Annotated in this window: 24 protein-coding genes and 1 pseudogene; 10 read left to right on the top strand and 15 right to left on the bottom strand. The window is 70.3% G+C overall.

Translation table 11 applies throughout. From position 1 onward, the window contains the following. Positions 1-46 precede the first annotated feature (46 nt). From ABZ876_RS09265 to ABZ876_RS09255, 3 genes and pseudogenes are all read right to left on the bottom strand, one after another. Positions 47-1,498 carry an NCS2 family permease gene (locus ABZ876_RS09265; RefSeq protein ID WP_361776738.1) on the bottom strand — a complete coding sequence of 484 codons (1,452 nt, stop codon included), beginning with the start codon at positions 1,496-1,498 and terminating at the stop codon, positions 47-49. A 510-nt stretch (positions 1,499-2,008) separates the two neighbouring features. After that, positions 2,009-2,803, bottom strand: coding sequence for an HAD family acid phosphatase (locus tag ABZ876_RS09260; RefSeq protein ID WP_361776735.1), 795 nt, complete (start codon positions 2,801-2,803; stop codon positions 2,009-2,011). A 121-nt stretch (positions 2,804-2,924) separates the two neighbouring features. Next, positions 2,925-3,239: pseudogene (locus ABZ876_RS09255) on the bottom strand (DUF6010 family protein); the annotation flags it as partial. Between the two features lie 135 nt (positions 3,240-3,374). On the opposite strand from ABZ876_RS09255, the gene ABZ876_RS09250 reads away from it, so the two are divergent. The 7 genes from ABZ876_RS09250 to ABZ876_RS09220 all read left to right on the top strand — a co-directional run bounded on the left by ABZ876_RS09250 (position 3,375) and on the right by ABZ876_RS09220 (position 10,719). Continuing rightward, complete coding sequence (locus tag ABZ876_RS09250) at positions 3,375-4,184, top strand: NAD(P)-dependent oxidoreductase (RefSeq protein WP_361776732.1); 810 nt, start codon at positions 3,375-3,377, stop codon at positions 4,182-4,184. A gap of 313 nt (positions 4,185-4,497) precedes the next feature. Continuing rightward, positions 4,498-5,268 carry a DeoR/GlpR family DNA-binding transcription regulator gene (locus ABZ876_RS09245; protein ID WP_361776729.1) on the top strand — a complete coding sequence of 257 codons (771 nt, stop codon included), beginning with the start codon at positions 4,498-4,500 and terminating at the stop codon, positions 5,266-5,268. A gap of 78 nt (positions 5,269-5,346) precedes the next feature. Beyond that, positions 5,347-6,717 (top strand): sugar ABC transporter substrate-binding protein, encoded by a 1,371-nt coding sequence (locus ABZ876_RS09240; RefSeq protein WP_361776726.1) that lies wholly within the window; start codon positions 5,347-5,349, stop codon positions 6,715-6,717. Further along, positions 6,714-7,649: a sugar ABC transporter permease gene (locus tag ABZ876_RS09235; protein WP_361776723.1), complete on the top strand. Its 936-nt coding sequence runs from the start codon at positions 6,714-6,716 to the stop codon at positions 7,647-7,649. Before ABZ876_RS09240 ends, ABZ876_RS09235 begins: the two co-directional genes overlap by 4 nt. Then, positions 7,646-8,491 carry a carbohydrate ABC transporter permease gene (locus tag ABZ876_RS09230; RefSeq protein WP_361776720.1) on the top strand — a complete coding sequence of 282 codons (846 nt, stop codon included), beginning with the start codon at positions 7,646-7,648 and terminating at the stop codon, positions 8,489-8,491. Before ABZ876_RS09235 ends, ABZ876_RS09230 begins: the two co-directional genes overlap by 4 nt. Further along, on the top strand, positions 8,488-9,477 hold the full coding sequence (locus ABZ876_RS09225; RefSeq protein ID WP_361776717.1) for a zinc-dependent alcohol dehydrogenase family protein: 990 nt from the start codon (positions 8,488-8,490) through the stop codon (positions 9,475-9,477). Before ABZ876_RS09230 ends, ABZ876_RS09225 begins: the two co-directional genes overlap by 4 nt. Positions 9,478-9,567: 90 nt before the next feature. After that, a complete protein-coding gene (locus ABZ876_RS09220; protein WP_361777015.1) occupies positions 9,568-10,719 on the top strand; it encodes a TerD family protein in 1,152 nt (383 codons plus the stop codon). A 57-nt stretch (positions 10,720-10,776) separates the two neighbouring features. Here ABZ876_RS09220 and ABZ876_RS09215 read toward each other — a convergent pair whose 3' ends face one another. The 3 genes from ABZ876_RS09215 to ABZ876_RS09205 form a co-directional block, all read right to left on the bottom strand. Beyond that, positions 10,777-11,343, bottom strand: a complete 567-nt coding sequence (locus ABZ876_RS09215; RefSeq protein WP_361776714.1) for a helix-turn-helix domain-containing protein — start codon at positions 11,341-11,343, stop codon at positions 10,777-10,779. Positions 11,344-11,510: 167 nt separating this feature from the next. Next, entirely contained in the window at positions 11,511-12,956 is a 1,446-nt protein-coding gene (locus ABZ876_RS09210) for an alkaline phosphatase PhoX (protein WP_361776712.1), read from the bottom strand. Between the two features lie 424 nt (positions 12,957-13,380). Further along, positions 13,381-14,808 carry a hypothetical protein gene (locus tag ABZ876_RS09205; protein ID WP_361776709.1) on the bottom strand — a complete coding sequence of 476 codons (1,428 nt, stop codon included), beginning with the start codon at positions 14,806-14,808 and terminating at the stop codon, positions 13,381-13,383. A gap of 332 nt (positions 14,809-15,140) precedes the next feature. Here ABZ876_RS09205 and ABZ876_RS09200 point away from each other — a divergent pair, with 332 nt between their 5' ends. Beyond that, the gene (locus tag ABZ876_RS09200; RefSeq protein WP_361776706.1) at positions 15,141-16,967 is read left to right on the top strand and encodes an endonuclease/exonuclease/phosphatase family protein; all 1,827 of its coding nucleotides are present in this window, start codon (positions 15,141-15,143) and stop codon (positions 16,965-16,967) included. 25 nt (positions 16,968-16,992) lie between these two features. Here ABZ876_RS09200 and ABZ876_RS09195 read toward each other — a convergent pair whose 3' ends face one another. The 4 genes from ABZ876_RS09195 to ABZ876_RS09180 form a co-directional block, all read right to left on the bottom strand. Then, positions 16,993-17,727 (bottom strand): SRPBCC domain-containing protein, encoded by a 735-nt coding sequence (locus ABZ876_RS09195; protein WP_361776703.1) that lies wholly within the window; start codon positions 17,725-17,727, stop codon positions 16,993-16,995. 26 nt (positions 17,728-17,753) lie between these two features. Next, positions 17,754-18,395, bottom strand: coding sequence for a helix-turn-helix domain-containing protein (locus ABZ876_RS09190; protein ID WP_361776701.1), 642 nt, complete (start codon positions 18,393-18,395; stop codon positions 17,754-17,756). 196 nt (positions 18,396-18,591) lie between these two features. Continuing rightward, positions 18,592-19,254, bottom strand: coding sequence for a hypothetical protein (locus tag ABZ876_RS09185; protein ID WP_361776698.1), 663 nt, complete (start codon positions 19,252-19,254; stop codon positions 18,592-18,594). Continuing rightward, positions 19,251-19,391 carry a hypothetical protein gene (locus ABZ876_RS09180; RefSeq protein ID WP_361776695.1) on the bottom strand — a complete coding sequence of 47 codons (141 nt, stop codon included), beginning with the start codon at positions 19,389-19,391 and terminating at the stop codon, positions 19,251-19,253. Before ABZ876_RS09180 ends, ABZ876_RS09185 begins: the two co-directional genes overlap by 4 nt. Positions 19,392-19,632: 241 nt before the next feature. On the opposite strand from ABZ876_RS09180, the gene dapA reads away from it, so the two are divergent. Then, positions 19,633-20,535, top strand: coding sequence for a 4-hydroxy-tetrahydrodipicolinate synthase (gene dapA, locus ABZ876_RS09175; protein ID WP_361776692.1), 903 nt, complete (start codon positions 19,633-19,635; stop codon positions 20,533-20,535). Between the two features lie 89 nt (positions 20,536-20,624). Then, a complete protein-coding gene (locus ABZ876_RS09170; protein WP_361777028.1) occupies positions 20,625-20,753 on the top strand; it encodes a hypothetical protein in 129 nt (42 codons plus the stop codon). A 35-nt stretch (positions 20,754-20,788) separates the two neighbouring features. On the opposite strand, the gene dapD is transcribed toward ABZ876_RS09170, so the two are convergent. The 5 genes from dapD to sufU all read right to left on the bottom strand — a co-directional run bounded on the left by dapD (position 20,789) and on the right by sufU (position 23,785). Continuing rightward, on the bottom strand, positions 20,789-21,778 hold the full coding sequence (dapD, locus tag ABZ876_RS09165; RefSeq protein ID WP_361776689.1) for a 2,3,4,5-tetrahydropyridine-2,6-dicarboxylate N-succinyltransferase: 990 nt from the start codon (positions 21,776-21,778) through the stop codon (positions 20,789-20,791). Between the two features lie 98 nt (positions 21,779-21,876). Beyond that, entirely contained in the window at positions 21,877-22,413 is a 537-nt protein-coding gene (locus ABZ876_RS09160; protein ID WP_361776686.1) for a TetR family transcriptional regulator, read from the bottom strand. Beyond that, on the bottom strand, positions 22,413-22,733 hold the full coding sequence (locus ABZ876_RS09155; RefSeq protein ID WP_361776683.1) for a multidrug efflux SMR transporter: 321 nt from the start codon (positions 22,731-22,733) through the stop codon (positions 22,413-22,415). The genes ABZ876_RS09160 and ABZ876_RS09155 overlap by 1 nt, the downstream gene beginning before the upstream one ends. Before the next feature lie 252 nt (positions 22,734-22,985). After that, complete coding sequence (locus ABZ876_RS09150; RefSeq protein WP_234516749.1) at positions 22,986-23,321, bottom strand: metal-sulfur cluster assembly factor; 336 nt, start codon at positions 23,319-23,321, stop codon at positions 22,986-22,988. Next, entirely contained in the window at positions 23,318-23,785 is a 468-nt protein-coding gene (sufU, locus tag ABZ876_RS09145; protein WP_234516748.1) for a Fe-S cluster assembly sulfur transfer protein SufU, read from the bottom strand. The genes ABZ876_RS09150 and sufU overlap by 4 nt, the downstream gene beginning before the upstream one ends. Positions 23,786-23,796: the final 11 nt, after the last annotated feature.

Genomic DNA, 23,796 nt, shown 5'->3' with positions numbered 1-23,796 from the left:
TGGGGGCGGCTCGGCCGGGCCGTCCCCACCGGGGCGTCCCCGCGGCTCACTTGACGCCGAGGATCTGCTCCACCGGATCGATCGCGAAGTACACGAGGAACAGCGCCGACACGGCCCACAGCAGCCAGTTGACCTCCTTGGCCTTGCCGAGGACCGCCTTGATGACGACGTACGACAGGAACCCGGCACCGATGCCGTCGGTGATGGAGTACGTGAACGGCATCGCGGCGATGGTCAGAAAGGCCGGGATGGCGATCTCGTACCGGTCCCAGTCGATGTGCTTGACGTGCGTCATCATCAGGAAGCCCACGGCGATCAGGGCGGGGGCCGCCGCCTGGAGCGGCACGATCGTCAGCAGCGGGGTGAGGAACAGCGCGAGGCCGAAGAGACCGCCGGTGATCAGGTTGGCGAAGCCGGTGCGGGCCCCCTCGCCGACGCCGGCCGCCGACTCGATGTAGGCGGTGTTGGACGAGCCGGAGGCGACACCGCCGGCCACCGCGGCGGCGCCGTCGATGAACAGGACCCGGCCGATGCCCGGCACCTTGCCGTTCTCGTCGAGCAGCCCCGCCTCCGCGCTGATGCCGACGATGGTGCCCATCGCGTCGAAGAAGTCCGACAGGATCAGGGTGAAGACCAGCAGGACGACGGTGAGCGCCCCGGCCTTCCCGAAGGCACCGAACAGGCTGAAGTGGCCGAGGAGTCCGAAGTCGGGGGTGGCCACGAGCTTGTCGGGCACCTTCGGGGTGGTCAGGCCCCAGTTCTCGATGCCGGCCACGGATTCGATGACGATGGCGACGACCGTCATGGTCACGATGCTGATCAGGATCGCGCCCCTGACCCTGCGCGCGAGCAGGGCGATGGTCAGCAGCACACCGAGGCAGAACACCAGCACGGGCCAGCCGGTCAGCCGCCCGACGGCACCCAGCTGCACCGGCACCGTGGTGTGGGCTGCGTCAGGGATGCGGCTGACGAACCCGGCGTCGACGAAGCCGATGAAGGCGATGAAGAGGCCGATGCCGACGCCGATTGCCTGCTTGAGCTGCTGCGGGATCGCGTTCATGATCGCTTCCCGGAGCCCGGTGACGACCAGCACACAGATCAGCACGCCCTCGATGACGACCAGACCCATGGCGTCGGCCCAGCTCATCAGCGGGGCGAGCTGGAAGGCGACGACCGCGTTGAGGCCGAGGCCCGCGGCGATGGCGAGCGGCAGATTGCCGCCGACACCCATGACCACGGTCATCACACAGGCGACCAGGGCGGTCGCGGTGACCAGTTGGCCGGCATCCAGGTGATGGCCGAACTTGTCCTTCCCGCTGCCCAGGATGATCGGATTCAGGACGAGGATGTAGGCCATGGTGAAGAACGTGGCGAAGCCGCCGCGTATCTCACGGCCGAAGGTGGAGCCCCGTTCCGATATCCTGAAGAACCGGTCGACACCGTTCACTTCGGGGGGTGCGGTGTTCGACCGTTCGGCCACCTGCTGTCTGTCGGGCATGGCGACACTCCTCGTTGACTGGGGAAGCAGTGCGGGATGTTGGCTGGATTGTTCCCCCGGTGAACCGGATTCAGGTTTTCTCCGTGTTACGGGTCGAGCTCGGTCCGGCCTCTTCCGCGCCCCGTGTCCCCGCGTCCAGCGTCCCCGCGCCCCGTGTCCCCGCGCCCGAAGAACATGGGCGGCGCAGGCAACCCCGGCCGCGCCGCCGCCGTCCTACCGGGCGGAGCTGCCGGCCTGAGCCCCCCTCGGCCGGACAGAAGGAACGCCCCCGCCGGTGACGACCGGCGGGGGCGTTCGCCCGGATGGGCCCGTGGAATCGATCAGGCCCGTTCGGGCCCGCGCAGGGGACTGGGGCCTCTCGTTCGGATCACGCCGGGCTCGCGGGGTCTGGCACCGCGCCTCGCCGCGTTGTCGTCGGTTGCCATGGCTCCGCCATGACGCCCTCCGCCGCTTTGTGATGCACGGCACCAGACCCCGCTTTCTGATCCGGACTGATCCGAACGAAAGACCCTAGCTGACGAAGTACGTCGGGTTCGGCAGCTTGTACGTCCTGTCGGCGTAACCGCCGTCGAGGTCCGAGTACTGGTCGCCGAAGTTGGCGATGATGTCGTACCCGAGGTCCTCGATGTGCTCGCGGGTGCCGGACTTGTACTGGACGGTGGTGCAGGTCCAGGTGCCCGGAGTGGCGCAGTCCTTGAGGTAGGACGGCGGGTTGTCCGCGTTCTTGAGGAACATGTGCTCGGCGTCGAGGTTGATGTCGGCGCCGACCTTCTTCAGGTTCGCGACGGCCGCGGAGCGCTGCGACTCCTTGAGGCCCGAGTTGTAGAAGACCTCCACGCCCTCGTTCTCGGCGTACCGGACGAGCGCCGGGGTGCCGGGGACGGACGGGCGGTCGGCCTTGGCCACGTACTCGGCCCAAGTGGTCGAGTTGTACGTGTAGTTGGTCTTCTTCTCGTAGTCGAGGCTGAGCAGCAGCGTGTCGTCGATGTCGAACACGACCGCGGGCTTCTCGCCGTGGCGGTGCGCCTTGCGGGCCGCCCTGTCGATGTAGCGCTTGGCGTCGGACTCGATCCGCGCCAGGTCCTTGGCGTACGGGCTGTCCGCGGACGCCTGGTAGACGCCGTTGCTGTCGAGCGTGGCCCCGTAGTAGGTGTCGATGTCCTTGACCAGGAGCCCGATGTTGTAGGGCTCGTGGGTGGAGTTCGCCGTCGACTGACCGGCGGTGGCCGCGCCGGCGCCGTACAGGGCGCCGCCGGCGAGGGCACAGGCGGCAACGAGGGCCGCGATGCGAAGTGGCTTATGCATGACAGGTTTTCTACGCGCGTCACCCCTCCCAGCGCGAGGCTCGTTGCGTGATCGATACCTTTTCGGCGGATGTGACGGGCCCGTTGCCGCCCATCACGCTCGCGAGGCCGTCGCGCGCCGCTCAGGCGGCCCTCCGGTCCGGGGCGGCGGCGCGCCGCCCGCCGTGCACGAGGTCGCGCAGCGAGGGCCCGCCGCGCAGGCACCACAGGGCGATCACCGGGTCACAGATCGCGCAGCCCAGTGACGAGTTGTGGCCGAAGGGGATGATGGGGCTGCCCTTGAGATGGTGCACGACGTCCCAGGCGGTGTGCAGCAGCCAGCCGATGCCGATGAAGGTCCACGACTCCGGGCCCCGGTGGGCGACGTAGGTCAGGAGCGCGGTGAACGCGAACTCCCAGGCGCCGAGGCCGCCGCCGCTGATGTGGACGGCGCCCGCGCGACACTTGACGGGCCGGTTCGAGGGTCCCTAGCGTCTCCACGGATGTGAATTCGTTATATGTATGCGGACTACGACCAAGCCGGAGGGGCGCGCCCCGTAGGCGAACGAGCCGGAAGACAAGGAGATCCGAGGATGCCCGCTCCCCGTACCGTTCTGCTCACCGGCGCCGCCGGCGGACTCGGCACCCTGATGCGGGGACTGCTGCCCCGGTACGGCTACGAACTGCGGCTTCTGGACCTCAGGCCGATCGAGGACGAGCCGGACGCGATCACCGCGGATCTCGCCGACCGGGATGCGCTGCGGGGGGCCGTGCGGGGCGTCGACGCGATCATCCATCTCGCGGGCATCTCCCTGGAGTCCACCTTCGAGAAGATCCTCAAGGCGAACATCGAGGGCACCTACCACCTGTACGAGGCGGCACGCGAGGAGGGCGTGCGCCGGATCGTGTTCGCCTCCTCCAACCACGCGGTCGGCTACACCCCGCGCCCCCGGGGCGACGACCCGCTGATCCCGGTCGACACCCCGCGCCGCCCGGACACCTTCTACGGACTGTCGAAGTCCTTCGGCGAGGACCTCGCCCAGCTCTACTGGGACAAACACGGCCTGGAGACGGTCTCCGTGCGCATCGGCTCCTGCTTCCCCGAGCCGACCAGCGTGCGCATGCTCTCCGTCTGGATGAGCCCCGAGGACGGCGCCCGCCTGTTCCACGCCGCCCTGACCGCCGAGAACGTCGGACACACCGTCGTCCACGGCTCCTCCGCCAACACCCGTCTGTGGTGGGACCTCACGAGCGCGCGGGCGCTCGGCTACGAGCCGCAGGACGACTCCGAGCCCTTCGCCGCCCATCTGATCGCCGAGCAGGGCGAACTGGACCCGGACAACCCGGCGCACGCGCACCTCGGCGGCCACTTCGTCACCGACCCGCCGATCTGGCCCTCCTGACCGAGCGCTCCGGTGCGGGCGGGCACCGAACGGGCCCGCCCGCCCCGTATACCGGGCACGAGGGCTGCCCGATCCCACAGGGCCACCCCGCTCCATCGCAGGTCCGCGACGGGCACGGCATCCGCCGAACGGGCGGGGTCGGGCACCCGCGGGCAGGGAACGGACCTGGTCACCACCCGCACACCCGCTGTAGAAAAGCCCCCAAGGGGCCCACCGGGCCCGAACGGGCACCGGCTGGAGCTGTCCATGGACGAAACAAGCCATGGGCGAAACCCGGCCACGAGGAACAGCGGACCGAAGGCGGGAGGCGACGATGACGACGATGACCGCGGAAGAGCGCCGGCGTGAGATCGTCAGGGCCGCCCGCCGCACGGGCTCGGTCGACGTCACCACGCTCGCCGCGGAACTGGGCGTGGCCAAGGAGACCGTCCGGCGGGATCTGCGTGCCCTGGAGGACCATGGGCTCGTCCGCCGCACGCACGGCGGCGCCTATCCCGTGGAGAGCGCCGGTTTCGAGACGACCCTCGCCTTCCGCGCCACCAGTCATGTGCCCGAGAAGCGCCGGATCGCGGCCGCCGCGGCCGAGCTGCTGGAGGACGCCGAGACCGTCTTCGTGGACGAGGGGTTCACCCCGCAGCTGATCGCCGAGGCCCTGCCGACGGACCGGCCGCTGACCGTGGTCACCGCGTCGCTACCGGTCGCGGGCGCCCTCGCCGGGGCCGGGAACGTGTCGGTCCTGCTCCTCGGCGGGCGGGTCCGCGCCGGCACGCTGGCGACCGTCGACCACTGGACGACCAAGATGCTGGCCGGCTTCGTGGTCGACCTCGCCTACATCGGCGCCAACGGCATCTCCCGGGAACACGGCCTGACCACCCCCGACCCCGCGGTCAGCGAGGTCAAGGCCCAGGCCATCCGTGCCGCGCGGCGCACCGTCTTCGCGGGCGTGCACACCAAGTTCGGGGCGGTCAGCTTCTGCCGCTTCGCCGAGGTCGGCGCGCTGGAGGCGATCGTGACGAGCACGCTGCTGCCGGCCGCCGAGGCCCACCGCTACTCCCTTCTGGGCCCGCAGGTCATCCGGGTCTGAACGTCGAACCCGCCCACCCACAGGGCCGCTTACTCCCGATGAGCGCCCTTTGTATCCCGATACATCCAGGAGCGATCCATGCGAACCCACAGCCGACGAAGGCCGCGAGCCACACTCGCCACGGCCGCCGCAGGGACGCTGCTCGTACCGCTGCTCTCCGGCTGCTGGGTCGGTGCGGGCGGGTCCGGTTCAGGCGGCGGCTCCCTCAACGTCCTGATGGTCAACAACCCTCAGATGGTGGAGTTGCAGAAGCTCACCGCCCGGCACTTCACCAAGGAGACCGGCATCAAGGTGAACTTCACCGTCCTGCCCGAGAACGACGTCCGCGACAAGATCAGTCAGGACTTCGCCAACCAGGCGGGGCAGTACGACGTCGCCACCCTGTCCAACTACGAGATACCGATCTACGCCCGCAACGGATGGCTGCACGAGATGGACTCGTACACCGCAAGGGATCCGGTCTACGACGAACAGGACGTCCTCACGCCCATGCGCCAGTCCCTCACCGGCGACGACGGCAAGCTCTACGGCCAGCCCTTCTACGGTGAGTCGTCCTTTCTGATGTACCGCAAGGACGTATTCGCCGCGAAGGGCCTGACGATGCCCGCGCACCCCACCTGGCGGCAGGTGGCCGGCCTCGCCGCCGAGGTGGACGGCGCGCGGCCCGGTATGAAGGGCATCTGTCTGCGCGGGCTGCCCGGCTGGGGCGAGCTGATGGCACCGCTCACCACCGTCGTGAACACCTTCGGCGGCACCTGGTTCGACAAGGACTGGAAGGCCCGTCTCGACTCCCCCGAGTTCGAGAAAGCGACGAAGTTCTATGTCGACCTCGTCCGCAGCCACGGCGAGTCCGGCGCGGCCCAGTCCGGCTTCGCCGAATGCCTCAACGACATGACCCAGGGCAAGGTCGCCATGTGGTACGACGCCACGTCCGCGGCCGGACTGCTGGAGGCGGCCGACTCCCCAGTCAAGGGCAGGCTCGGCTACGCCCCCGCCCCCGTCGAGAGGACGGACTCGTCCGGCTGGCTCTACACCTGGGCCTGGGGCATACAGAAGGCCTCCCGCAATCCCGACAAGGCCTGGAAGTTCGTGTCCTGGGCCTCGGGCAAGGGCTACGAGCAGCTGGTCGGTGAGACGAGCGGCTGGTCGAACGTCCCGGCGGGCAAGCGGGCGTCGACGTACACGAACGCCGACTACCGCAAGTCGGCCGCCGCCTTCCAGGAGATGACCGAGCAGGCCATCGAGAGTGCCCGCCCGAAGGACCCCGGCGTGCAGCCGCGCCCCGCGCCCGGCATTCAGTTCGTCGGCATCCCCGAGTTCACCGACCTCGGCACCAAGGTCTCCCAGGAGATCAGCGCGGCCATCGCCGGGCGCCAGTCCACAGGCGTGGCCCTGAAGAAGTCCCAGCAACTCGCCGAGAAGATCTCCAAGGAGTACGAGGGACGATGACAGCGACGACGGCTCCCCTCGCGGGCACTCCCGTGCGGACGGTGAAACAGCCCTCGGCCCGGCTGCGCGCCTGGGCCACCCGGGCCCCGCTGCTGCCGGCCCTGGTCTTCATGATCGTGGTGACCCAGCTGCCGTTCGTGGCCACGCTGGTGATCTCCTTCTTCGACTGGAACGCCCTCTACCCCAAGGCCCGCCACTTCATCGGCGTCGACAACTACCGCCAGGTGCTGACCGACGCGGACCTGCGCCACTCGGTGTGGACGACCGTGCTGCTCACGGTGGGGGTGGTGCTGGCCAGTCTGGTCCTCGGCCTGGCACTGGCCCTGCTGCTGGACCGGCGGTTCCGCGGCCGGGGTGTCGTCCGCACCCTGCTCATCGCCCCGTTCCTGGTGGTGCCCGTGGCCGCGGCCCTGCTCTGGAAGCATGTGCTCTACAACCCCGAATACGGCTTGTTCAACGGGTTGTTGCACTCTGTGGGCGGCCCCCAGCCGGACTGGATCTCGAACAGCCCGCTGCTGGCGGTCGAGGCCTCTCTGGTCTGGCAGTGGACGCCGTTCATGATGCTGATCCTGCTGGCCGGGCTCCAGAGCCGGGACCAGCAGCAGATCGAGGCCGCCCGGGTCGACGGCGCGAGCGACTGGCAGATCTTCCGCCATCTGACCCTGCCCCACCTGCGTCGCTACCTCGAACTCGGCGGCCTGCTGGGCTCGATCTACATCGTGCAGAACTTCGACGCGGTCTTCACGATCACGTCCGGCGGACTGGGCACGGCGAACCTCCCGTACACCGTGTACCAGAGCTTCTACCAGGCGCATGAGAACGGCCTCGCCTCGGCCGCCGGCGTCCTGGTGGTCATCGGCTCGATCATCATCACGACCTTCGCCCTGCGCGTGGTGTCGTCCCTCTTCCGTGAGGAGGTGTCCCGCGCATGAGCACAACGGCTCCGTGGCGCCGGGTACGCAGAGGAAGCAGCCTGGGCCTGGTGGCCTGGCTGGCCGGCATCGTCTTCTTCCTGCCCATCGCGTGGATGGCCCTGACGTCCTTCCACTCGGAGGCGGACGCGGCGGCCAACCCGCCCTCCTTCACCGCCTCCCTCACCCTGGACGGCTACCGCGAGTTCTTCGGGTCGGGCGGTGGGGCGAGCCCGTGGCCGGCGCTGATCAACTCCACGGTGGCCTCGCTGGTCTCGACCCTCTGCGTTCTGCTGCTCGCCCTGCCTGCGGCGTACGCGCTGTCGATCCGGCCGGTGAGGAAGTGGACGGACGTCCTGTTCTTCTTCCTGTCCACCAAGATGCTGCCGGCCGTGGCGGGCCTGCTGCCCGTCTATCTGTTCGCCAAGAACGCCGGGCTGCTCGACAACATCTGGCTGCTGGCCGTCCTCTACACCTCCATGAACCTGCCGATCGCGGTATGGATGATGCAGTCCTTCCTCGCCGAGGTGCCGGTCGCGGTGATCGAGGCGGCCCGGGTGGACGGGGCACGCCTGCCGGTGATCCTCGCCCGGGTGGTGGCCCCGATCGCTCTGCCGGGCATCGCGGCGACCGCCCTGATCTGCTTCATCTTCAGCTGGAACGAGCTGCTCTTCGCCCGAGTCCTGACGGGCGTGGTCGCCGAGACCGCCCCCGTCTTCCTGACCGGCTTCATCACCAGCCAGGGCCTGTTCCTGGCGAAGGTGTGCGCCGCGTCGCTCGTCATCTCCCTGCCGGTGCTCGCCGCGGGGTTCGCCGCCCAGGACAAGCTGGTCCAGGGCCTGTCGTTGGGAGCCGTGAAATGAAGGCCGCCGTCATCGAGTCCGTGGGCCGCGCCGTCGTCACCGAGATCCCGGACCCGACGCCCGGCCCCCGGGAAGTCGTCGTGGAGGTCGCTGCGTGCGGGCTGTGCGGCACGGATCTGCACATCCTCAAGGGCGAGTTCGCGCCCAAGCTGCCGATCGTGCCCGGGCACGAGTTCGCGGGCGAGGTGGTCGGGGTCGGCACCCGGGTCACGGAGGTGTCGGCCGGCGACCGGGTGGCCGTGGACCCGTCCCTGTACTGCTACGAGTGCCGGTACTGCCGTACCGGCCACAACAACCTCTGCGAGCGGTGGGCCGCGATCGGTGTGACGACGGCCGGCGGGGCGGCGCGGTACGCGGTGGCACCCGTGGCCAACTGTGTGAAACTCCCCGAGCACGTGCGCACCGAGGACGCGGCACTGATCGAACCGCTGTCCTGCGCGGTGCGCGGCTACGACGTCCTGAAGTCCCAGCTGGGCTCGCACGTGCTGATCTACGGCTCCGGGACGATGGGCCTGATGATGCTGGAACTGGCCAAGCGCACCGGCGCGGCCGGCGTGGACGTGGTGGATGTGAACCCGGCGCGCCTGGAGACCGCGCGCCGGCTCGGTGTCGGCGGTACCGCGGCGAGCGCCGAGGAACTGGACCGCCCGCAGGGCTGGGACCTGGTGGTGGACGCCACCGGCAACGCGGCGGCGATCCAGGACGGCCTGGGGCGGGTGGCGAAGGCGGGCACGTTCCTTCAGTTCGGGGTGGCGGACTACGCGACACGGGTCACGATCGACCCGTACCGCATCTACAACCAGGAGATCACGATCACCGGTTCGATGGCGGTGCTGCACAGCTTCGAGCGGGCGGCCGAGCTGTTCGCGGGCGGGGTGCTCGATCCCGGCGTGTTCATCAGCGACCGTATCCCGCTGGAGCGTTATCCGGAGGCGCTGGAGCAGTTCGCGGCGGGAGTGGGGCGCAAGATCGTGGTCGTGCCGTAGCGGCCCGGGCCCGGGGTCCACTCCTCAGCCATACGGCCGTCGGTAAGGGAACGGTAAAGCGGCCCCGTTCGTTCACGGGGCATGACAGCTATGACCCCCGGCTCGAACATCCCGCTCGGAGCCACCCGTGTGACCGTCGACGTCGCCGCCCCGGTGCGCCTCGACGTATCGGCCCTGCTGCTCACCGCGGACGGCAAGGTGCGCTCCGACGACGACTTCATCTTCTACAACCAGCCCATGGGCCCGGGCGTCACCTACCGCTCCGGCGGCGGTACGAGTCCCGACTCGATCATGGTCGACACCGCGACCGTCCCCACGGGCATCGAGAAGATCGTCGTCACGGCGAGCCCCGACGCCGCGGGCCAGACCTTCCAGGGCATCGAGCCCACGGCCACCATCCGCAACGCGGACGACAACAGCATCATGGCCACGTTCACGCCGCCGCAGCTCGGCACCGAGACGGCCCTGGTGGTCGTGGAGGTCTACCTCAGAGGCGGCGTGTGGAAGGCCCGCGCCGTCGGCCAGGGGTATGCGAACGGGCTGGCGGGCATCGCCACCGACTTCGGCGTCACGGTGGAGGAGCCGGCCGCGCCTCCGCAGCCCGTGACCCCGCCCGCGCCCGCGACGCAGCCCCCGGCTCCGCCCGCCCCGGTCCCCGGCGCCGGGAAGATCAACCTCGACAAGGGCCGGGTCAGCCTACAGAAGAACCAGACGGTGTCCCTGGTCAAGGGCGGCAGCCCTCTTCTGTCCCAGGTCAGGATGGGCCTCGGCTGGGAGCCCGCGTTCCACGGCAAGGACATCGACCTGGACGCGTCGGTCATCGCGTACGGCCCGCAGCGCAACCACATCGACAGCTGCTACTTCGGCAAGCTGACCATTCTCAACGGCGCGGTCAAGCACTCCGGCGACAACCTCACGGGCGAGGGCGGAGGCGACGACGAGGTCATCACGGTCGACCTCGGACGCCTTCCCCAGGAGGTCACGGGCCTGGTCTTCACGGTGAACTCCTTCTCCGGGCAGAAGTTCACCGAGGTCGCCAAGGCCTACTGCCGTCTCGTGGACGCCGCGACCGACCAGGAACTGGTCCGCTTCGACCTCACGCAGGCCGAGCCACAGACGGGCGTGATGATGGCAAAGCTGGTCCGGCAGTTCTCCGGGGAGTGGGACATGACCGCGATGGGCGACTTCGTCAAGGCGCGCACGGTGCGGAACATGGTGAACCCGGCGGCGCAGGCCCTCTAGGCAGTCACCCGCCACCCTGCGGGCCCCTCGGGGTCCGCAAGGGTGTGGCTGCCGGTGTCAGGGCCGCAACCCCTCCGTCAGCAGCGACAGATAGCGGCGGATACGCCTGCCCTCCCCGTCCGCCAGTTCAGAGGCCGTGGCCACCCCGTGCGCCAGCCGCAGAACCTCGATCGGCTCGATGTCCGGACGCAGGGTCCCCTCCCGCTGCGCCGCCTCCACCAGACGCGTCGCGGCCCCCTTGATCGAGGTGCCGCAGACCGTGAGCGCCGCCGAGCCGCCGTCCGCCACGGCCGAGCCCACCAGGGCCTTGAGTCCGCGCACCTGGATGGTCCCGACGCAGAGTTCGTTCAGCCACTCCGTCAGCGCCTCGCCCGGCGGCAGTTCCGCCGCAAGCTCGTCGGCCCTGACCGCGATCGCCTCGATCCGGTCGACGTAGGCCGCCTCCAGCAGGGCCTGTCGCGTGGGGAAGTGCCGATAGAGGGTGCCGGATCCGACTCCCGCCCGCTTGGCGATGTCGTCGAGCGACGCGTTCTCACCGTGCTCGGCGAAGGCGACGGCCGCCGCCTTGAGCAACCGCTCGTAGTTGCGCCGGGCGTCCGCTCGCATAGGCCTGACCTGTGCCATCCGGATACTCCTTGCGAACCGGGGATCCCGCCGTACCTTATCGGGCAACGAGCGGAGACAATCCCCGGTTCCCGGGCCCGAGGCGGGTCCTGGAGGTGTACACGGACGGTGTCGGCGCGAGCCGCCCGGTCCGGGCGAGGACCGGACCGGGTGGCGGCCGCCGGATGTCAGTCGCGCTTCTGGCGCTTCCAGGGGCCCGTGATGGCCAGCATGATGCCGGGCTCCTGGATGTTGGCGAACAGGGTCTTTCCGTCGGGCGAGAAGGTGACGCCCGTGAACTCGCTGTACTCGGGCTTCTCGGCGGAGCCCATGTTCAGCTCGTTGCGGGCGATCGGATATGTGCGGCCGCTGTCGGTGGCACCGAAGAGGTGCTGGACACCCTCGCCGTCCTCGGCGATGACCAGACCGCCGTACGGCGAGACGGTGATGTTGTCCGGGCCGTCGAAGGCGCCGTCCCGCGCCGGGTCCGCGTTCACACCGAGCAGGACCTTCAGGGTGAGGGTGCGGCGCCGGGGGTCGTAGAACCAGACCTGGCCGTCGTGCTGGACGGGGCTCTCGTCGCGGGCGAACGAGGAGACGATGTACGTACCGCCGTCGCCCCACCACATGCCCTCCAGCTTGCGGGCGCGGGTGACCTCGCCGGACGCGAACTGCTTGCGGACGGAGACGGTCTTGGCGTCACGGTCCGGGACATCGATCCAGTCGACGCCGTAGACCGTGCCGATCTTCGTTGCCCGGGAGAGGTCGTCCACGTACCGGCCGCCGGAGTCGAAACACTTGAAGGCCTGGAGACGGCCCGCGTCGTCGGCGAGGGTGCGCAGCCTGCCGCGGCCGTGGCGGAAGCCCTCGGGCGGGGTCCAGCGGTAGAACAGGCCGTTCGGGGCGGACGCGTCCTCGGTCAGGTAGAGGTGGCCGCGCTTGGGGTCGACGACGACGGCCTCGTGGGCGTAGCGGCCCAGCGCCTTGATCGGCTTGGGGTCGCGGTTGGCCCGGCGGTCCTCCGGGTCGACCTCGAAGACATAGCCGTGGTCCTTGGTCATGCCGTGCTGGCCGGCCCTGTCCTCGGTCTCCTCGCAGGTGAGCCACGTTCCCCACGGGGTGTTGCCACCGGCGCAGTTGGTGGAGGTGCCCGCGATGCCGACCCACTCGGCGACATGGTCGTGGCGGACCTCGACGACGGTGCAGCCACCGGACGCGGCCGGGTCGTAGACGAGTCCCTCGGTGAGCGGCACGGGGTGCGCCCAGTCGGCGCGCGGGCCCCTCAGTTCATGGTTGTTGACGAGAAGGGTCGCGCCGCGCGGGCCGTCGAAGGTGGAGGTGCCGTCGTGGTTGGAGGGGGTGAACTCCCCGGACTCCAGCTTGGTCTTCCCGCTGTAGGTGATGATCCGGTACGAGAAACCGGCGGGCAGCGCGAGGATGCCGTCCGGGTCGGGGAGGAGCGGTCCGTAGCCGATGCGGGGGTGGTGGTCCTCCCCCTGGTCGCCCGCGGTCTCGGTGTCCGTGGAGGCGAGCGCGCCCGGAGCGGTGGCGAGGGCACCGACACTGCCGGCGAGGGCTATACCGGTGCCGGTGAGCGCGGACCGTCTGGCGAAGTCCCTGCGGGTGAGCGACATGCTGTCTCCTGTGGAAGGCGAAGTCGGTCGGGGGGTGGCTCGGCGGACCTCAATGCCGCGCACACGGTCCCGCCCGGGCCTGAACACCGGTTGAACGCGGACCGACGTCCGGGGACGCTCTTCCATGAACCCCCCAAGCGCTGCCCGGCAAGCGGGCGCACATCTCAACGACGGTCCATGCGCCGGCAATGTCCGCGGACCCGTCCGCCTCCCGACAGGACCTGCGCCCACGACAGGACCTGCGCCCACATCCGCCCACCGGACATCCGTGCACAGCACATCGGCCGCAGGAGACGATCCGCTCACGTCCGCCCGCAGGAGACAGTCCGCCCACATCCGCCACCGGACATCCGCCACCGGACATCCGCCCGCAGGATGTTCCCCCACGAGTTGTCCGCCTACGGGATCGCAGGCCCCCGGGCTCTCAACCCCCGTGCTGCGAGCGCGCCTTGAACGCCGCCTTCCGGGCCTCCTTCGCCACCTTCTTGTCCGGGTGCAGGCGTCCCATCGCCTCCAGGACGTCCGGGGTCGCCGGATGGTCCACCCGCCACACCCTGGCGAAGAAGCCGCCGTGCTGTGCCGCCAGGCCCTCCACCAGTCCCTGAAGTTCCGTGGAGTTGCCCTCGGCCGCCAGCTGCGCGGCCACGGTGTCGATGGTCAGCCAGAAGACCATCGCCTCCGAGGGCGCGGGCACGTCGGCCGCCCCCCGCTCGGTGAGCCAGACCCGCGCCAGGCCGCCCAGTTCCGCATCGTCCAGCACCTCGCGCAGCGCGGGCTCGGCCTCCGGCCCGACGAGGGACAGCGCCTGCTGACAGCGCAGCCGGCGCAGCGGCGCACCGGCGTCCGAGCCGCGCGCCGCCGCGAGCAGCTCCCGTGCGGCCTCGAGCGGCTCCCGGCGGACCAGCCACTGCTCGGTCTCGGCCTGCGCCGCCGCCGGGGGAAACCCGGATGTGCCGTCGAGCAGCGCGTCCGCGCCCTTGTCCGCCAGGTCCCCGACCGCCGGAGCGGTCATTCCGGCCTCCCGCAGCCGCTCGCGCACCCCGAACAGACCGAGCGGGGTGAGCCGCACCATCCCGTACCGGCTGACGTCCGTCTCGTCGGCGGGCGCGGCCGGCTCCTCTTCGGCACCGGCCATCAGGGCCTCGTCGACCGGCTGGAAGTCGACGAGCCCGATCGGCTCGAGGAGCCGGAACTGGTCGTCGAGCCGCATCATGGCGTCCGACACCTGCTCAAGGACGTCATTGGTGGGTTCGCCCATGTCCTCGGGCACGATCATCGACGCGGCGAGCGCGGGCAGCGGCACCGGACCGTCGCCGGGCCCCTCCTCGCTGACCGTCAGCAGGTAGAGATTGCCGAGCACACCGTCGAGGAACTCGGCCTCCGCCTCCGGGTCCCAGTCGAGGGAGGAGAAGTCGATCTCGCTGCCCTCGTCCAGGGCGTCGACGAGGTCGTCGAGGCCGGGCACGCTCGCGTCGGCGAGCACGGTCTCCAGCGCGGTGAGCCACACGCCGAGCACGTCGTTCGGGCTTCCGGAGGTCAGCAGCGCGAGCTCGGCGCCCGCGGCGACCGTCCCCTCCTCCTCGTCGACGATCTCGACGAGCCCGGTGTCGACCGCGGTCCGCCAGGCCTCACTGGCGTAGGCGGCTGCGTCGTCGCCGGTCAGCCCGAGGACCTCGGCCGCGGCGGGCAGTTGCTCCTCGACGAGCTCGCCCCCGCTGCCGACGCGGGTGTCCGGCCCGGTCCAGCGGGCGAGCCGGGCGGCGCGGGAGAGCAGCGGCGTGGCGAGCGCGTCCCGCGCGAGCTCCGCTTCGGAGCGCAGCCGAACCGGCGGCAAGGGCGAGCTGTCTGACATCGGCTGGGTCTCCTTGGGACGTACGTAGTGACCGAGGGGGGCGCCCCGAAACACACGGCTCAGCCTAGACGGATTTCCACCCATGCCGCCCGGTTCATCTCTCCGCCAGGCACCGTACATGGCCGAAACCTTGACAACTGGCCTGACTACACAGGAGATTGACGCGCGTAGAAGTCGGCGGACACTTGTTCACCGATCCGGTCGACGCTCACCGGGCGTTCACCGGCGTTCTCCGCCTTCTACGCGCGTCGCCGCCGCCCCACGGTCGCGGCCGCCATGGCTCCACGTCCACTTTCGTCCCGGCGCCCACGTATGTCCCCGGAGGGATCCCGTTGCCGAGCAAGTCTTCCGCGCGTCTCGCCGCGCTCACCGTTGCCGCCGCCTGTTCCACGCTGTCCGGCGTGGTGCTCACCACGCCGGCACACGCGGACACCGTGCGTATCCATGACATTCAGGGCACCACCCGTATATCGCCGCTCGCGGGCCAGAAGGTCGCCGACGTGGCCGGAATCGTCACGGGCGTACGGGCCTACGGCTCGTCGAAGGGGTTCTGGATCCAGGACCCGAACCCGGACGCCAACCCGGCCACCAGCGAGGGCGTCTTCGTCTTCACCGGCTCCGCCCCGAAGGTCGCCGTGGGCGACTCGGTCACGGTGACGGGCACCGTCTCGGAGTACGTCCCGGGCGGTACCTCCTCCGGCAACCAGTCGGTCACCGAGATCACCAAGCCGACGGTGACGGTGGTGTCCGGCGGCAACGCCGTCCCGGCGCCCACGGTCATCGACGCCCGCTCGGTGCCCGCCGAGTACGCCCCGTCGGGCGACGCGGCCGCGAACGGCTCGGTCAACGGTCTCCCCCTCGAGCCGGCGACGTACGCCCTGGACTACTACGAGTCCCTGGAGGGCATGAGCGTCCAGGTCGCCGACGCGCGTGTGGTCACCGCCACCGACCCGTACACCGAGCTGTGGGTCACGGTGAAGCCGCATGAGCACGCCAACCGCCGCGGCGGCACGGTGTACGGCTCCTACGGATCCCAGAACACCGGCCGGCTCCAGATCCAGTCGCTCGGCGCGACCGCCGACTTCCCGGCGGCGAACGTCGGCGACGCGCTCACCGGCACGACCAGCGGCCCGCTGGACTACAACCAGTTCGGCGGCTACACGCTCGTCGCCGGCAAGCTCGGCACCCTTAAGAGCGGGGGGCTCCAGCGCGAGACGACCCGCGAGCAGGCGCGCGGCGAGCTGGCCGTGGCGACGTACAACGTCGAGAACCTGGACCCGTCCGACACCACCTTCGCGGCCCACGCCTCCGCGATCGTGAACAACCTGAAGTCCCCGGACATCGTGTCCCTGGAGGAGATCCAGGACAACAACGGCGCCAAGGACGACGGCACGGTCGACGCGAGCCAGACGGTGAACAAGCTGATCGACGCGATCGTCGCGGCGGGCGGCCCGCAGTACGACTGGCGCTCGATCGACCCGGTCAACGACCAGGACGGCGGCGAGCCGGGCGGCAACATCCGCCAGGTGTTCCTGTTCAACCCCGAGCGCGTCTCGTTCACCGACCGTGCGGGCGGGGGCTCCACGACCGCCGTGGACGTCACCAAGGTGCACGGCAGGGCGCAGCTGACGGCCTCCCCGGGCCGGATCGACCCGGCGAGCGACGCCTGGAAGTCCAGCCGCAAGCCGCTCGTCGGCGAGTTCGTCTTCCGCGGCAAGACGGTCTTCGTGATCGCCAACCACCTCAACTCCAAGGGCGGCGACCAGGGGCTGACCGCGCAGTACCAGCCGCCGGTGCGCAGCTCCGAGACCCAGCGCCACCTCCAGGCGACCGAGGTGAACACCTTCGCCAAGAAGATCCTCGACACCCAGAAGAACGCCAGGGTCGTCGCGCTCGGCGACATGAACGACTTCGAGTTCTCCGACACCGCAAAGATCCTCGAGGGTGACGGCGAGCTGTGGTCGGCGATCAAGTCGCTGCCGAAGAGCGAGCGGTACACATACGACTACCAGGGCAACAGCCAGGTCCTCGACCAGATCCTGGTGAGCCCGGTCATCCGCCGTGGCTGTGACCTCGACTACGACAGCGTGCACATCAACTCGGAGTTCCACGACCAGATCAGCGACCACGACCCGCAGGTGCTGCGGTTCCGTCCGTAGCACCCGCGGGGCGTGCTGGGCGGGGTCAGGCGTAGACCCCGTCCAGCCACTGCTGCCAGGCGAGTTCGTTCGCCTTGGCGTCGGCGTCCGCGGCGAAGTCGTGGACGCTGATGCCGACCGGGGCGCCCCAGTGGTTGCGGCCGAAGAAGCGGATCAGGGCGCCCTCGGTGCGCAGCCCGATGAAATACGGGTTGCGGAAGTCCAGCACGGCGTCCAGGGGCTGCCCGCCGGGTCCCCGGACGCTGACGGCCACTCCCTCGGTGGCGTCCTCGGGCAGGCCGAGGGCACCGGCTACGGCGCTGAAGGCGTCGTCCGCGGTGGACGCCTCGGGGCCGTTCAGGGTCGCGAAGGCCACCGGGCGCGGCGCGAAGTGGGTCAGGTACTCGCGCAGGGTGTGCAGATAGAAGTCGGTGTGCTTGCTCGCGCCGTCGTACTGGTTGTCCCAGTCGTCGACGAAGATGCCGCTGTGCACGTACCGCACCCAGGCGCGACGCCCCTCGTCGCGCGGCTCGATGGTGTGGTCGAGCTGGTTGAGGGTCTGCTGGGGGATGCCCTCGACGTCCGCGACGCGGTTGATGTAGCGGTGGGGCGGGTCCCAGGCTACGACCTCGGAGCCGAAGGGGCCCTTGCCGCCTTCCCGGGGCTCCGGGGGCTCCATCGGCCAGAGATACCCTCCGGTGCCGCGGGTGATCGCCTCCCACACCTCCTCGGGCGTGGCGTCGACCTCGAACTCGCGGACGATCTCGAATTCCTTGGACATGGTGGCTCCTGCGCGAGGTGGGCGGTTCAGTCGGTGAGTTCGGCGGCCGGGGACGCGGTCGGCCCGGACCCGGGCCCGGCGGCCTGCTCTTTGAGGGTGGGATGGACGGCGACGACGATCCGGTGGTCGCGGCCGCTCTCGGCGTCCGGGGCGTCGTACTTGCGGATCAGGGCGCTGACGCCCGCAGTCAGCTCCTGGATGAACGCGGCGCGGTCGGCGGCCGTGGCGAAGCGCACCTCGCCGTCCAGCGCGTAGGTCGCGAGCCGCTTGCGGGCCTTCGCCGCTCCGGTGATCAGCGAGCCGACGTCCCGCACCAGCCGGGCGCCGAGAGCGAGCAGCCAGCGGGCGGAGAGCTGGTCGCGGAACCGGTCCGGGTCCGGCTGCACGGAGGCCAGGGCCAGGGGGCTGATCACATACGAGGCCGCGGTGGCCTGCATCAGCCGCTCGGTGACATTGCCCTTGCGGCGCTCGCCGGCCAGCTCTACCAGGCCGTGCCGCTCCAGGGCCTTCAGGTGGTAGTTCACCTTCTGCCGGGGCAGTCCGACCCGGCCGGCCAGCATGGCGGCCGACGCGGGCCCGGCCGCCAGCTCGGCAAGCAGCCGGGACCGCACAGGGTCCAGCGATACGGCTGCGGCTTCGGCGTCCTCGATCACGGTCACGTCCAGCATGGCTCCACCCTCCCACCGAAAAATTTTTTTGTCCAGACGGGAAGAGTTTTCGGTGAGGGTACGGGTGGAGACAGGGAGGCGGACCCGAGGCCGGCGCTTCGCGGAGGCGGCGCAGAAGCAAGGCGAACGAATGAGGGGGCGTCGCGGATCGAAGGAACGAGAGGACGTCGCGGATCACGCGGGAGACTGACGGCCGCTACGCCTGCGGACCCCGCTCCTCCAGCTGTGCCAGCTGGGTCTGGAACCAGTCGAGCCGCGCCTGGAGCAGAGCCGCCTCGGCGACCAGCTCGGACACGCCGAGGCCGGCCGGGTAGCCCACGGCTGCCTGGGCGACCCGCACGCGCAGCCCTTCTCCGGCGAGCCGCTCGAACACGGCGGGTGACAGTGATGTACGGCCGCGCACGCACCCCGTGCACGCCGCCCGGAGCGCGCGCCAGCCCGGGCGCCCCCAGTCGGCGTCGGCCAGGGCGACAGCCGCCCCTCCGCACCCACAGGAGCCGACCGTCATGGTCCGCACCCGCTGGCGGGCGTACCGGAAGCCGCGTTCGAAGCGGATGTACGCGCCGAGAACGGAGACCTCCAGCAGCACGGCCGCCCGGTGCTCCCCGGTGCACAGCAGCGCCTCGGCCTCCGCGCGGTCGTGCACGCAGTGGAAACCGCAGTCGCAGCGTCGGTGCGGCGCACGGTGGCGCAGCCCGTAGACGCACCGGGCCTCGTCGAGGACCGCATAGGGCAGCGCGCCGCCCAGGGACACACCGGTGAACCCGGCCCGGGTGCCGTCCTGGGACAGCACCGGGTGGGCGATCTTGTAACCGGTCGGCGGCTCCGTCGGGCGTTCCTCGGGGAGCCGCAGTCTCATCGGGTCGCGGGAACCTCTGCGGGGGCGGATGCCGCGGGCTCCTCGACGACCTCGGTGACGTGGAGGCCCGTCTCTTCCTCATGAGCCTCCGGGTGCTCCTCCGCGACCCCGGTGGCGAGTGCCTTGCCCAGCCTCATGACGCCTCCCGTTGGTGGTTACCGTCCCGGCCATGGTGACCCATGGAGTCCGGTTTGGCACCAGTGCGTGAGGCTCCGCGCCCCCTCGGTGCGCCCCGAATGCCCCCGGCACCGCGGCGGGGAACCTCACCGAGCCGGTCCGCTCGATCCCTTCATCCGACAGCATTGGACAGCATCTCTAATACATACTGCGCAGAAGAATTAAGTGGAGCTTTATGATCAACACATCGACACTACCCCCATGACGACAACAGCCTCCGCGCCCCCGCCCTTCGGCCGCGCCCTGTGCGCCATGGTCACGCCCTTCACCGAGGAGGGCGCGCTCGATCTCGACGGGGCCCAGCGGCTCGCCGACCGGCTGGTGTCCGAAGGGTGCGACGGACTGGTGCTGAACGGGACGACGGGCGAGTCGCCGACCACGACGGACGCCGAGAAGTCGGCGCTCATCGGGGCCGTCCGGGAGGCGGTCGGCGACCGGGCGTCGCTCGTGGCGGGCGTGGGCACCTTCGACACCCGGCACACGGTCGAACTGGCCCTGGAGGCCGAGAAGGCGGGCGCGGACGGCCTGCTGGTGGTCAGCCCGTACTACAGCAAGCCCCCGCAGGACGCCCTCGCCTGGCATTTCCGGCAGATCGCGGACGCGTCGGGGCTGCCGCTCGCGCTGTACGACATCCCCGGCCGCACCGGCACCCGCATCGCGCCCGACACGATGATCCGTCTCGCCGAACACCCGAGGATCGTGGCGGTCAAGGACTGCTCCTACGACTTCCTCGGCATCCAGAAGGTGCTCTCCCGGACGGATCTCGCCTACTACGCGGGCTGCGACGAACACAATCTGGCGATGTACGCGGTGGGTGGCGCGGGCTACGTCAGCACGGTGGCGAACGTCGCCCCGCGCCGGATGCGGTCCGTGCTGGACGCGTTCGACGCGGGCGACACCGCGGGAGCCGCCCGGCTCCAGCACCGGGCCACGCCTCTCATCGAGGGGATGATGGCGGCGGGACTGCCCGGCACGGTCACGGCCAAGGCACTGCTCGGCGCCCTCGGCCTGCCCGCCGGCCCGGTCCGCGCACCGCTGCGGCCCGCCGGCCGTGAGGCGGTCGAGGGGCTGCTGAGGGCGTACGAGCGGCTCACGGCCGGCTGATCCCTCGTGACCCGTGGGACCGCCCGTCGCCACGGCCCCGGCCGCGAAATTCGGGCGGACGTGTGCCGTTGGTGCCGTACGGTGGCTGCGTGGACCGGCCCCTGCTCTTCCTCGACGTCGACGGCCCGCTGAACCCGTGGGCGGCCCAGCCGGAGCGGCGCCCGGCAGGCTATACGACGATCAGGGTCTCCCTGCACCCCGGGCGGGCCCTGCGCTGACCGACGACGCGGCCGCAGGTCACGGCCGCCGATGGTCAGTTGTGGCTGTGCAGGATCTCGTTCAGGCCACCCCAGACCGCGTTGTTCGGGCGGGCCTCGACCGCGCCCGTGACCGAGTTGCGGCGGAAGAGGATGTTGGAGGCGCCGGAGAGTTCGCGGGCCTTGACGATCTGGCCGTCGGGCATCGTCACCCGGGTCCCGGCGGTGACGTACAGGCCGGCCTCGATGACGCACTCGTCGCCGAGGGCGATGCCGACGCCCGCCTCGGCGCCGATCAGGCAGCGCTCGCCGATGGAGATGATCACGTTGCCGCCACCGGAGAGCGTGCCCATGGTGGAGGCGCCGCCACCGATGTCCGAGCCGTCGCCGACCACGACGCCAGCGGAGATGCGGCCCTCGACCATGGAGGTGCCGAGCGTGCCGGCGTTGAAGTTCACGAAGCCCTCGTGCATGACCGTCGTGCCCTCGGCGAGGTGGGCGCCGAGGCGCACCCGGTCGGCATCGGCGATGCGGACGCCCTTCGGAGCGACGTAGTCCGTCATACGCGGGAACTTGTCGATGGAGGTCACCTGGAGGTGCAGGCCCTCGGTGCGGGCGTTGAGGCGCACCTTCTCGATGTCGTCGACGGCGACCGGGCCGAGCGAGGTCCAGGCCACGTTGGCGAGGAAGCCGAAGATCCCGTCCAGGCTCTGGCCGTGCGGCCTGACCAGGCGGTGCGAGAGCAGGTGCAGGCGCAGGTAGACGTCGTGCGCGTCGATCGGCTTGTCGTCGACCGAGGCGATGACCGTGCGGACCGCGACCACCTCGACGCCCCGGCGGGCGTCCGGGCCGATCGCCCGCGCGGCTCCTTCGCCGAGCAGCTCCACGGCACGCTCGGGGGACAGCCGCTCGGTGCCGGACGGGCCGGGCTCGGCGGCCAGTTCGGGCGCGGGGAACCAGGTGTCGAGAACGGTGCCGTCGGCGGCGATGGTGGCGAGGCCGGCGGCCACGGCACCGGTGGTGCGGGGAGCAGTCGTGTCGGTCATGAGGGAAACCTAACGTGGCGGGGGGCGGGCGGGCGAACCGGTGAACGAGACATCTCACGTGCCGGGCGTCCGTTCGGCCGGCCGAACGCGGAACCTGGTCATGGAATCACCCGTGCCAGGACCTCCCGGGCGTACCGCTCGTCGTAGGGTGCCCCCGTCAGCAGCACCTGAAGACAGATCCCCTCCATGAGCGCGAGCAGCGCCCGCGCGGTGACCGGGTCGGTGCGCCGGGCCAGCCGCTCGGCGGTCTCCTCCGTCCATGCGGCGGCGACGGGGCGCAGGACGGGGCGCCGCAGGGCCGCGAGATACAGCTCGTACTCCAGCTCGACCCCGGTACGGTCGCCTCCCAGCCACTCGCCCAGGACCCGGGCGAGGTCACCGGCGAGGTCGCCGTGGGTGTCCTCCAGCAGTCCGCTCGCGGCGAGCACCTCGGCGAATCCCTCGTTGGCCTGCCTGAGCGCGGCGACCGTGAGCTCGTCGAGGGTCGCGAAGTGGTACGTCGTGGAGCCGAGCGGCACGTCCGCCTCGGCGGCGACGGAGCGGTGGCTCAGTCCGGCCAGGCCCTTCTTCCCCACCACCCGGATCGCCGCGTCCACGATCCGCTGCCGCCGCTCGGGGTCGTAGCGCCGGGGCATCAGTGAGCACCTCCCAGGTTGAGGACCACCACCCCGCCGACGATCAGCACGATCCCGGCGATCTTCGCAAGGCCGAGGTCCTCACCGAAGAGGACCAGTCCGATCGCGGCGACGGTCGCGGTGCCGACCCCCGACCAAATCGCATAGGCCGTGCCGATCGACACGGTCTTCAGGGTCCGGGCTAGCAGCGCGAAGGAGACGACGTACCCGAGGAGGGTCAGCAGGGACGGTCCCAGCCTGCTGAAGCTCTCGCTGTACTTCATGGCGGTGGTGGCGACGACTTCGGCGGCGATGGCCCCCGCGAGGAACGCGTATCCCATGCGGACGAGTGTACGCATCGATATGTACGCCCGTACACAAGCCCGGGAACAGCCGGAGACCGCTCTCTGACACAGTGCTGGGAACCCGTCATCCGCGTGCCCGGTACGGCGACGCCGAGGGGAACCGCGCATGCCGGACTCCGGGCGGCCGGCCTGCTCGCCGTGGCCGTCCGGTCCGGCGGCGGCGCATGAGAAACGGCGACGCCCGCAGGGGCGTCGCCGTTTCTTCAGGGCGGGGGAAGGCCAGGGTTCTCAGACGTTGAAGCCGAGCGCCCGAAGCTGCTCGCGTCCGTCGTCCGTGATCTTGTCGGGACCCCACGGCGGCATCCAGACCCAGTTGATGCGCAGCTCGCTCACGAGACCGTCCGTGGCGGACTTCGCCTGGTCCTCGATGACGTCCGTCAGCGGACAGGCCGCGGAGGTCAGGGTCATGTCGACGGTGGCGATGTTCGCCGCCTCGTCGATGTGGATGCCGTAGATCAGGCCGAGATTGACGACGTCGATGCCCAGCTCGGGGTCGACGACGTCCATCAGGGCCTCGCGGAGCTCCTCCTCCGAGGCCGGCTTCATCTCCACGGTGTCGCTCATGCGGTCTTCCTTTCGGCGTCGGCGCCGCCCAGCGCCTGGGCCGTCGCGTCCTTCCACGCCATCCAGCTCAGGAGGGCGCACTTGACCCGTGCCGGGTACTTGGAGACACCCGCGAACGCGACCGCGTCCTCCAGGATGTCCTCCATCGCGTCGTCGGGTTCGATCCGTCCCTTGGACTGCATCAGCTCCAGGAACGTCTCCTGGACCTTCTGCGCATCGGCCAGGTCCTTGCCGACGAGGAGTTCGTTCAGCACGGAGGCCGAGGCCTGGCTGATGGAGCAGCCCTGGCCCTCGTACGAGACGTCCTTGATCGTCGTGCCGTCGTACTTCACGCGAAGGGTGATCTCGTCGCCGCACGTCGGGTTCACGTGGTGCACCTCGGCGTCGCCATCCCGCAAGCCCCGCCCGTGCGGGTGCTTGTAGTGGTCGAGGATGACTTCCTGGTACATGGAGTCAAGCTTCACGGTCTCAGCTC

The sequence above is a fragment of the Streptomyces sp. NPDC046931 genome (assembly GCF_040644655.1).
GTDB lineage: Bacteria > Actinomycetota > Actinomycetes > Streptomycetales > Streptomycetaceae > Streptomyces.
This window is presented reverse-complemented; position numbering and strand designations above follow the sequence as displayed.